Genomic DNA, 8,830 nt, shown 5'->3' with positions numbered 1-8,830 from the left:
ACCGGATTGGGAAGCTGTGGAATTCTTTGGTTTGGTGGGGCGGTGGAAGCTGGGAGCCCGCTTGAGCGTTGTTCCTGCTGGGCTTTCCGGGTCCCGGCTTTCGCCGGGATGACAGGGGGTGGGGGCGGGAGGGGGGCGAAGTGTTGCGTTGGGGGTTTCTTATCCAGCATTTCGGGGCTTCCCCCTCCGCCCCTTCGGGGCACCTCCCCCGTGAACGGGGGAGGATGAGGTGCGTCCGGGAGCGGTCAGGCTTTCTGGGGAACGATGGCGCCGTGGCAGTATTTGTATTTCTTGCCCGAGCCGCAGGGGCAGGGCGAGTTGCGGGGCGTGTTGGACCAGTCGTCTTCGGCCTGCGGGATCCGGACCGGGGCCTCGGACGGGTTCATCTCGTTGACGCCCGTGTCGGGATCGAGCTTGGTTTCGTGCATGACCGGCGGGCGCGGCGGCGGGGCCGGGGCGGCAACCGGGCGCGGGGCGGGCTCCTGCGGATTGCTCTGCACACGGATGTGCAGTAGCGAGCGCGTGACCGTGGCGCGCAGCTCGCTGAGCAGCGTGTCGAACAGGTTGAAGGCTTCGCGCTTGAACTCGTTCAGCGGGTCGCGCTGGCCATAGGAGCGCAAGTGGATGACCGAGCGCAGCTGGTCGATCTGCTGCAGGTGTTCCCGCCAGCGCAGGTCCAGCACCTGCAGGAGAATCTGCTTCTCGATGCGGCGGATCTGCTGGTCGCCCACAAGCCGGGTGAGATTATCATACTGCGCATTCACCGCGTCACGAATACGCTGTGCGATCTCTTCGTTGGCAACGCCTTCCTCGGCGGCCCAGGTGCGGACCGGCAGATCAATGGCGAGATCCGTGCGCAGCGCTTCGATCAGGCCGTCAAGGTCCCATTGCTCCGCATACGCCTTTTCCGGCATGGCGCGCGAGACGATGGTGTCGATGACGATATCACGCATTTCCGTGATCGTGTCGGAGACATCATCCGAGCGCAGGAATTCGAGACGCTGTTCGAAGATCGCCTTGCGCTGGTCGTTGATGACGTCGTCATACTTGAGGACGTTCTTGCGGATCTCGAAATTGCGTTCCTCGATCTTCTTCTGCGAGGTTTCCATCGCCTTGTTCATCCAGGGATGGGTGATGCCCTCATCTTCCTTGATGCCGAGGCGGCGCATCACGGCGTCCATACGGTCGGCCGCGAAGATGCGCATCAGGTCGTCTTCGATCGAGATGTAGAATTTCGACTTGCCGGGATCGCCCTGGCGCCCGGTGCGTCCGCGCAGCTGGTTGTCAATGCGGCGGGATTCGTGACGCTCCGTACCCAGAACATAGAGGCCGCCGGCGTCCAGCGCCTGCTTCTTCTTGACTTCGATATCGGCCTTGATCTGCGCGGCGAGCAGGGAGACTTCGCCGTCCGAGAGGGCGCGGCCGAGGGCCTTTTCCTTCTCCGCACGCTCCTGGGCGAGGCGCATGTCGAGATTGCCGCCGAGCTGGATGTCTGTGCCGCGACCGGCCATGTTTGTGGCGACGGTTACGGCGCCAGGCACGCCGGCGCTGGCGACGATGAAGGCTTCCTGCTCGTGATGGCGCGCGTTGAGCACGCGGTGCGGGATGCGCTGTGCGGTGAGCAGGTTCGACAGGAGTTCGGATTTCTCGATCGAGGCGGTGCCGAGGAGGATCGGCTGGCCCTTGGCATGGGCTTCCTTCACCTCTTTCACGATCTCGGCATATTTCGCCTTGGCGGTGCGGTAGACGACGTCGTCATCATCCTTGCGCTGGACCGGCTTGTTGGTCGGCAGGTCGATGACCGAGAGCTTGTAGATGTCGGCGAATTCGTCGGCCTCGGTGAGCGCGGTGCCGGTCATGCCGGCGAGCTTCTTGTAGAGGCGGAAATAGTTCTGGAAGGTGATCGAGGCGAGCGTGACGTTCTCGGGCTTGATGTCGACGCGTTCCTTGGCCTCGATAGCCTGGTGCAGGCCTTCGGAGAGGCGGCGGCCTTCCATCATCCGGCCGGTGAACTCGTCGATGAGCATCACCTGGCTGTCCTTGACGATATAGTCCTTGTCGCGGGCGTAGAGCTTGTGGGCGCGCAGGGCCTGGTTTGAATGGTGGACGAGGGAGATGTTGCCGGGCTCCCAGAGCGAGCCTTCGAGCACGCCCATCTCGGCCAGCCAGCCTTCCATTTTCTCGGTGCCGGTCTCGGTGAAGACGACCGAGCGCTGCTTCTCGTCGAGTTCGAAATCCTCCGGCGAGAGGCGCGGGATCAGGCTGTCGATCTTGATGTAGAGGTCGGAGCGGTCGTCGGTCGGGCCGGAGATGATCAGCGGCGTGCGCGCTTCGTCGATCAGGATCGAGTCGACTTCGTCAACGATGGCGAAGTGGTGGCCGCGCTGGGCCATCTGGTCCAGCGAATACTTCATGTTGTCGCGCAGATAGTCGAAGCCGAACTCGTTGTTCGTGCCGTAGGTGATGTCGGCGGCATAGCCGGCGCGGCGTTCCTCGTCGGATACGCCGTGGACGATGACGCCGGTGGTCATGCCGAGGGCGCCGTAGATGCGGCCCATCCATTCGGCGTCGCGGCGGGCGAGATAGTCGTTGACGGTGATGACGTGCACGCCCTTGCCCTCGAGGGCGTTGAGATAGGCGGCGAGGGTGGCGACGAGGGTCTTGCCCTCACCGGTGCGCATCTCGGCGATGGCGCCAGAGTGCAGCACCATGCCGCCCATCAGCTGGACATCGAAGTGGCGCATGTTGTTGACGCGCTTGGCGGCTTCGCGGACGACGGCAAAGGCCTCTTCCAGCAGGCTGTCGAGGGTAGCGCCATCGGCGAGGCGCTTGCGGAATTCGGCGGTCTTGCCCCTCAGCGACTGGTCGGAGAGGGCCTCCATGATCGGCTCGAGCGCGTTGATCCGGTTAACGCGGGCGCGGAGCGGTCTCAGTTTACGGTCGTTTACAGTTCCGAAAAGCTTACGGGCAACAGACAGCATAAGAAGCAGCACCAACCAGTTTGAATGAGACTACGGGACAAGTCCTTCAGCCGGAGCTTACAGGAAATTTAGCCGCTATCCCACCGCGCTTTGCCTGGCTGAAACCACTCGACCAGCACGCGGGGCAGACTTAAGAACGCCGCCGAAGGGTGTCAATGCGGCGCCCACAGAAGGAAGGGGAGCCGCCATGCGCGCCAGACCTTTGATTCTTCACGGACATATTGCGCTCCTGGCCGTGCTTTGCCTGCCCCTGGCCAGCTGCGGGGAGAATGTGCTGCGCCCGGCGGACCGGGCCGAGGTGGAACAAACCGTCGCGGCCATGGTCAATGGCGAGCCGGTTTTCGTGGAGGATGTGGAGCTGGAAGCGGTCGCCCGCGGGCTGATCAGCGCCGGGACGGATTTCGGCCCGCAGGACGATGCCTATACGCTGGTACTGGACCAGCTGATCGACCAGAAACTTATGGCGCAGGAGGCGGAGAAGCTGGGGCTCGACCGCGATCCGATGGGCAGGCGGCGGCTGGAAATGGCGCGCGAGCGCATCCTCGGCAACCTGCTGGTGGAGAGCCTGGTGTCGGTGAAGGTGACCGAAGAGGCGATCAACCGGATGTATGGCGAACAGGTGCGCCTGCAGCAGGCCAATGACCGGGTGAGGGTGGCGCATATCCTGACCGAGACGGAAGAGACGGCCCGGGCGCTGTACGCGCAGATCGAGGGCGGGGCGAGCTTCGAGAGCCTGGTGTTCAACAATTCCATCGATACCCGCACGCGGATGGAGAATGGCGACATGGGCTGGCTGTCGCCGAACGATCTTGCCGAGCCGTTCCCGGTGGTGATCGCCAACACGCCGGCAGGCGAGGTGTCGCCGCCGTTCCAGACCGATCAGGGCTGGCATATCCTGAAAGTGAAGGACCGCCGGACCGAGCCGCCCAAGACGCGCGAGGAGATGCGGCCGGAGATCGCGACATTCCTCACGCTCAACGAAGTGAGCCGGATCCTGCGGCGGCTGCGCACGGAGGCAACGATTGAGCAAGGCGGCGGCGAGCGCTATGTGCCCTCGACGGATCCCGCACCTGCGACCCCCGACCCTGGAGACGATCTTTGAACCTGACCCCTTCGCCCTTCGCGCCCGCGGCTTTCCCCACGCTGCCGGAGGTGCGCGGCGTGCGCGCCGCCACGGGCAGCCGCGGCTTCTACGCGCGCCGGGGCGTGGTGCGCGATGATGTGTTCCTGTTCGTGTTCGACGAGGGCACAAGCGGGGCCGGCGTGTTCACGCGCTCGCTGACGGCGTCTGCGGATGTGCGCTGGTGCCGCGAGGCGCTGGCGGCCGGCAAGGGCCGGGCAAGGGCACTGGTGGCGAATTCCGGAAACTCCAACGCCTTCACCGGGCCGAAGGGCGCGCTGAAGAACGAGGCGACGCTGAAGGCGCTGACGGAAACGCTCGGTGTACGGAAGGAAGAATGTTTCCTTGCCGCGACAGGCGTGATCGGCGAACCGCTGAGTGACCCGAACTTTGTTGGCGCTTTCGTGCCGGACCTTGCCGCGAAGCTCGAAGCGCCGGACTGGGAGAAGGCGGCGCGCGCCTTCATGACGACGGATACCTATCCGAAGGGCGCGGGCCTGACCGTGCAGATCGGCGCCGAGACAGTGAACTTCGCCGGCATCGCCAAGGGCTCCGGCATGATCGCGCCGAACATGGCGACGATGTTGTCCTATGTCTTCACGGATGCCGCCGTTGACGCAGAACTCCTTCAGGAAGTGCTGGCGGAGGTTACGGACGAGACGTTCAACTGCATCACGGTCGATGGCGACACGTCGACCTCCGACACGCTGATGGTGTTCGCAACCGGCGCGGCCGGCGGCGCGGAGATTGCCACGCGGTCTGACCCGCGCTTTGCGGACTTTGCCGCTGCGCTGAAGGCGGTCTGCCTCGACCTGGCCATGCAGGTGGTGAAGGACGGGGAAGGGGCGAGCAAGATTGCGACCATCCGCGTCGAGGGTGCAGTTTCGGTTTCGTCCGCCAAGATCGTGGCCGGCCATATCGCCAACTCGCCCTTGATCAAGACGGCGATGGCGGCGGGCGATGCCAACTGGGGGCGGATCGTGATGGCGGTCGGCAAATCGCTGGAGCCGGTGGATATCGAGGCGCTGTCGATCTGGTTCGATGATGTGCAGGTGGCGAAGGATGGCGCGCGGGCGCCCGATTATGACGAGGCGGCGGCAAGCGGCGTATTTGCGCAGCGCGAGTTCACGATCCGGGTGAACCTCGGCGTCGGCGCGCATGCCGCGACGGTGTGGACCTGCGACCTGACGCATGGATATGTCGATATCAACGGCGCCTACCGGACATGAGCGGGCCGGTTCTGCTGGTTGTCGCGGCGGCGCTTTTCGACCGCGAGGGCCGCATCCTTCTGGCACAGAGGCCGCCCGGCAAGCAGCTTGCAGGCCTGTGGGAGTTCCCGGGCGGCAAGCTGGAGGCCGGCGAAACACCCGAAGCCGCGCTCGTCCGTGAACTGAGGGAAGAGTTATCGATCGAGGTTAATGAAATCGATCTGAAACCGCTGACATTTGCGAGTTTTGCTTACCCCGCCTTTCACCTGCTGATGCCATTATACGGGTGCGAAAGCTGGTCTGGAGATATCAGGCCGCGCGAAGGCCAAGCCATAGCGTGGGTTGAGAAGGACAGGCTGAAGACCTATCCCGCACCACCGGCAGATATCCCTCTGTTCGACTGGCTCGGGAAACAGGCCGAGATGGACAGAAACAATGGCACTGCGCCGGATTTTCAGTGAGTGGCTTGCGGATGACCGCGGCGCGACGGCTGTCGAGTACGGCCTGATCTGTGCGCTGATGGTGGTCGCGGCGATTGGCGGGATGACCCAGGTCTCCGAGGCCAACAGATCGACCTATGACAAGCTCGAAACGGAAATCGCCGGAGCCGGCTGATTTCGGTCCAGGACAATTTTTCTAATCGGACGGCGGATCGGATTCCGGCCGCGACTCCCGGATCGCGCGGGCAAGGCTGACCTTGCCGCTTCCCGGTTTCAGCGGCTGCGGCTGGCCGGGGCCGGGTGACCACCCTGAAACATGCACGATCTCGAACGTGGCGCGCACGCGCCCGTCCGGATCGCCATGGCGCTGCGCGTAGAGCTCAAGCGCGCGGGCGAGGACGCGGCGGGGCAGCGGACGGGCCGCGCCGGACGCGAAGGCGGCGCGCTCGCCCATGCCCTTGAGATCCGTCAGCAGGCGGAAGGGATCGCGGTAGCGCACGGTGACGGTGTCGCGGTCGGCCACGGGAAGGGCGAACCCGGCGCGCTGCAGGAGGGCCGCCATGTCGCGCAGGCCCGGCAGCGGCGAGAGGCGCGGGGCGAGGCCGCCGGTCAGCTCGGTTTCGGCTTCGGTGAGAACCTCGCGCAGTTCGGAAAGCGTGCCTGCGGCGAAGAGCGCGCCGAGGAACAGGCCGTCCGGTTTCAGGATATTGCGTATACGGACGAGGGTGCCCGGCAGGTCGTTGATCCAGTGCAGCGTCAGCGGTGCCAGGACGAGATCGAAACTCGCGTCCGGGAAGGCGAGGCGCTCGGCGTCTGCTTCGGCTGTTTCGAGGCCGCGGGCTTTTGCGAGATCAGCGAAGGCCGGTGCCGTGTCGGCGGCAATCATGGCCGCCGCCTTGCCGCTGGCGAGCAGGCGGGCGGAGAGCTCCCCGCCGGCGGCGCCCAGCTCGAGGCCGCGCCCGAACGTGCGGGGCGTATCCGCGAGGCGGCTTTCCAGGTCATCGATGACGCGCTGGCGCAGGAAGTCATAGTCTGCAAAGGTTGCAGCGATCCGCTGGCGGCGCGCGGCGAGGCGGGCGCTGTCGAAGATCGCGGGCGGGGCTGGGGGAGGCGCCTTCATGACCGGGGATATGCCCAGTGGCGGGGCCGGGGCCAAGGCGTTTTTCCGCGGCGTGTCGGATTTTATCTGGCCGCCGCGCTCGCTGGTGAGCGGGGAGCGGGGCACTGGACGGGGGCCGCTGTCGCCGGCGGAGTTCGCGCAGCTGCGCTTCATCTCCGATCCGCTGTGCGACCGCTGCGGCATACCGCTCGATTACCGGACCGGCGACGAGACCTGGTGCGTGGCCTGTCTGGCGCGGCCGCCGAGATGGGACCGGGCGCGCGCGGCGCTGGTCTATGATGATGTTTCGCGGCGGCCGGTGCTGGATCTGAAACGCTCCGGGCGGCGCGACGGGCTGGCGACCTTTGCAGGATGGATGGGACAGGTGGGCGGGCCGCTGATCGATACGGCAGAGCTGATCGTGCCGGTGCCGCTGCACTATACGCGCCTCGTGATGCGGGGGTTCAACCAGTCGGGCTGGCTGGCGCAGGCTGTGGCGAAGGCGTCCGGCAAGCCGGTGCTGGTGGACGCGCTGGTGCGCACGCGGCGTACGCCAAGCCAGGCGGGCCTCGCGCGCCGGGCGCGGCGGCGGAACGTGACCGGGGCTTTCAAGGTGCGCAAGGGCCGGGAAGGGCGGATTGCCGGCGCGCATGTGCTGCTGGTGGATGATGTGCTGACGACCGGGGCAACGCTGTCGGCCTGTACCCGTGCCCTGAAACGGGCAGGGGCGCGGCAGGTTGACGTCCTGGTGCTGGCGCGCGTTGTCCGGGAAACCGACATTACCATATAATAAATGTCACGGGCGCAACATGCGCGCAGGTACAGGTGATAAGGCCGATGACGAAGGTTACGATCTATACGCGGATGTTCTGCCCCTACTGCACGCGCGCGGTGTCGCTGCTGAAGAGCAAGGGCGTCGAGTTCGACGAGATTGATGCCGGCATGGACGCTGCCAGGCGCGAGGAGATGATCCAGCGCTCGAAGGGCGGCCGGACCTTTCCGCAGATCTTCATCGGCGAGACGCATATCGGCGGCTGCGACGACATGATGGCGCTGGAGCGGGAAGGCAAGCTCGACCCGCTGCTCGCCGGGGCGTGAGGCGCGCGGGGCGATGATCCGGTACGCGCTCATTTGCGGCGACTGCGAGCATGCGTTCGAGGCCTGGTTTGCGTCCTCGGAGGCCTACGACACGCAGGCAAGGCGCAGGCTTGTCGCGTGTCCCGAGTGCGACGGGCGCAGTGTGTCCAAGCAGATCATGGCGCCGGCGGTGCGTACTTCCGAGCGCAAGGTGGCAGAGCCGGATGCGGAGGCGTTCGCGAAGGAGTTTGCCAAACGCGCCCGCGAGCATGTCGCCGAGAATTTCGACTATGTCGGCGAGGATTTCGCAGAGGAGGCGCGCGCCATGTATTATGGCGAGACCGATGACCGCCCGATCTGGGGCGAGACGACGCCGGAAGAGCGAGAGGCGCTGAAGGCCGAAGGCGTGCCCGCCCTGCCGCTGCCGGCGCCGTTCGCCCCGAAGAAGCCGAAACGCAGGCCCGGCGGCGCCGTGAACTGACGCTGCAGGGGCGCTTTGACGCGCTTGATGGGGCAGGGCGCCTTGGTTAGAAGGCGGGAACACGATTCCGGAGGGCAACATGGCCACGCACGACTATCACCGCGGCGAGATGGACATCCGCGACCAGAAAGCCACCTGGGACGGTTTCATCACCGGCAGCGTGTGGGGCAGCCTGATCATCATCCTGATGGTCGGCCATGCGACGCTTGCCATCGCCATCGGCCTGAACTGGGCAGTTTCGCTCGGCCTGATGACGATCGTCGGCGTGGCTGCGGGCCTGCTGATGAACCTCGGCGGCCGCTGGATGGCTACCGTGGTCGTGCTGTTCGTGCTCGCGCTGATCGTTCAGGGCCTGATCTGGCTGTTCGGCGCCGTTCTCTGACGCCTTTCCGGCCGGATTTAACCGGTCTCTAAGCCCTCAGGC

At 65.5% G+C, this 8,830-nt stretch carries 10 protein-coding genes; 8 read left to right on the top strand and 2 right to left on the bottom strand.

Annotation, left to right across the window (positions count from 1 at the left end; all coding sequences use genetic code 11):
* Positions 1-245: 245 nt before the first annotated feature.
* Complete coding sequence (secA, locus tag ACK4TE_RS13320; protein WP_409912017.1) at positions 246-2,981, bottom strand: preprotein translocase subunit SecA; 2,736 nt, start codon at positions 2,979-2,981, stop codon at positions 246-248.
* Between the two features lie 187 nt (positions 2,982-3,168).
* Between secA and ACK4TE_RS13315 the strand changes: the two genes are divergently transcribed.
* The 4 genes from ACK4TE_RS13315 to ACK4TE_RS13300 are packed head-to-tail and all read left to right on the top strand — an operon-like array spanning position 3,169 to position 5,924.
* Positions 3,169-4,083 carry a peptidylprolyl isomerase gene (locus ACK4TE_RS13315; RefSeq protein WP_409912016.1) on the top strand — a complete coding sequence of 305 codons (915 nt, stop codon included), beginning with the start codon at positions 3,169-3,171 and terminating at the stop codon, positions 4,081-4,083.
* A complete protein-coding gene (gene argJ / locus ACK4TE_RS13310; protein WP_409912015.1) occupies positions 4,080-5,330 on the top strand; it encodes a bifunctional glutamate N-acetyltransferase/amino-acid acetyltransferase ArgJ in 1,251 nt (416 codons plus the stop codon). Before ACK4TE_RS13315 ends, argJ begins: the two co-directional genes overlap by 4 nt.
* Positions 5,327-5,770: a (deoxy)nucleoside triphosphate pyrophosphohydrolase gene (locus tag ACK4TE_RS13305; protein WP_409912014.1), complete on the top strand. Its 444-nt coding sequence runs from the start codon at positions 5,327-5,329 to the stop codon at positions 5,768-5,770. Before argJ ends, ACK4TE_RS13305 begins: the two co-directional genes overlap by 4 nt.
* Positions 5,745-5,924 carry a Flp family type IVb pilin gene (locus tag ACK4TE_RS13300; protein ID WP_409912013.1) on the top strand — a complete coding sequence of 60 codons (180 nt, stop codon included), beginning with the start codon at positions 5,745-5,747 and terminating at the stop codon, positions 5,922-5,924. Before ACK4TE_RS13305 ends, ACK4TE_RS13300 begins: the two co-directional genes overlap by 26 nt.
* 21 nt (positions 5,925-5,945) lie before the next feature.
* Here the strand turns inward: ACK4TE_RS13300 and ACK4TE_RS13295 are convergent, their stop codons facing one another.
* The gene (locus tag ACK4TE_RS13295; protein WP_409912012.1) at positions 5,946-6,869 is read right to left on the bottom strand and encodes a methyltransferase domain-containing protein; all 924 of its coding nucleotides are present in this window, start codon (positions 6,867-6,869) and stop codon (positions 5,946-5,948) included.
* Between ACK4TE_RS13295 and ACK4TE_RS13290 the strand changes: the two genes are divergently transcribed.
* From ACK4TE_RS13290 to ACK4TE_RS13275, 4 genes are all read left to right on the top strand, one after another.
* Positions 6,868-7,638, top strand: a complete 771-nt coding sequence (locus ACK4TE_RS13290; RefSeq protein ID WP_409912011.1) for a ComF family protein — start codon at positions 6,868-6,870, stop codon at positions 7,636-7,638. The two genes, ACK4TE_RS13295 and ACK4TE_RS13290, sit on opposite strands and share 2 nt — an antisense overlap.
* A 47-nt stretch (positions 7,639-7,685) precedes the next feature.
* Positions 7,686-7,946, top strand: coding sequence for a glutaredoxin 3 (gene grxC / locus ACK4TE_RS13285; RefSeq protein ID WP_409912010.1), 261 nt, complete (start codon positions 7,686-7,688; stop codon positions 7,944-7,946).
* 13 nt (positions 7,947-7,959) lie between these two features.
* Positions 7,960-8,406, top strand: a complete 447-nt coding sequence (locus ACK4TE_RS13280; protein ID WP_409912009.1) for a DUF1178 family protein — start codon at positions 7,960-7,962, stop codon at positions 8,404-8,406.
* 79 nt (positions 8,407-8,485) lie between these two features.
* Positions 8,486-8,788 (top strand): aa3-type cytochrome c oxidase subunit IV, encoded by a 303-nt coding sequence (locus ACK4TE_RS13275; protein WP_409912008.1) that lies wholly within the window; start codon positions 8,486-8,488, stop codon positions 8,786-8,788.
* Positions 8,789-8,830: the final 42 nt, after the last annotated feature.

It is taken from the genome of Hyphomonas sp., assembly GCF_046313975.1.
GTDB lineage: Bacteria > Pseudomonadota > Alphaproteobacteria > Caulobacterales > Hyphomonadaceae > Hyphomonas.
Note: the sequence above shows the minus strand (reverse complement) of the source record. Positions and strands in the feature narration are given on the sequence as shown.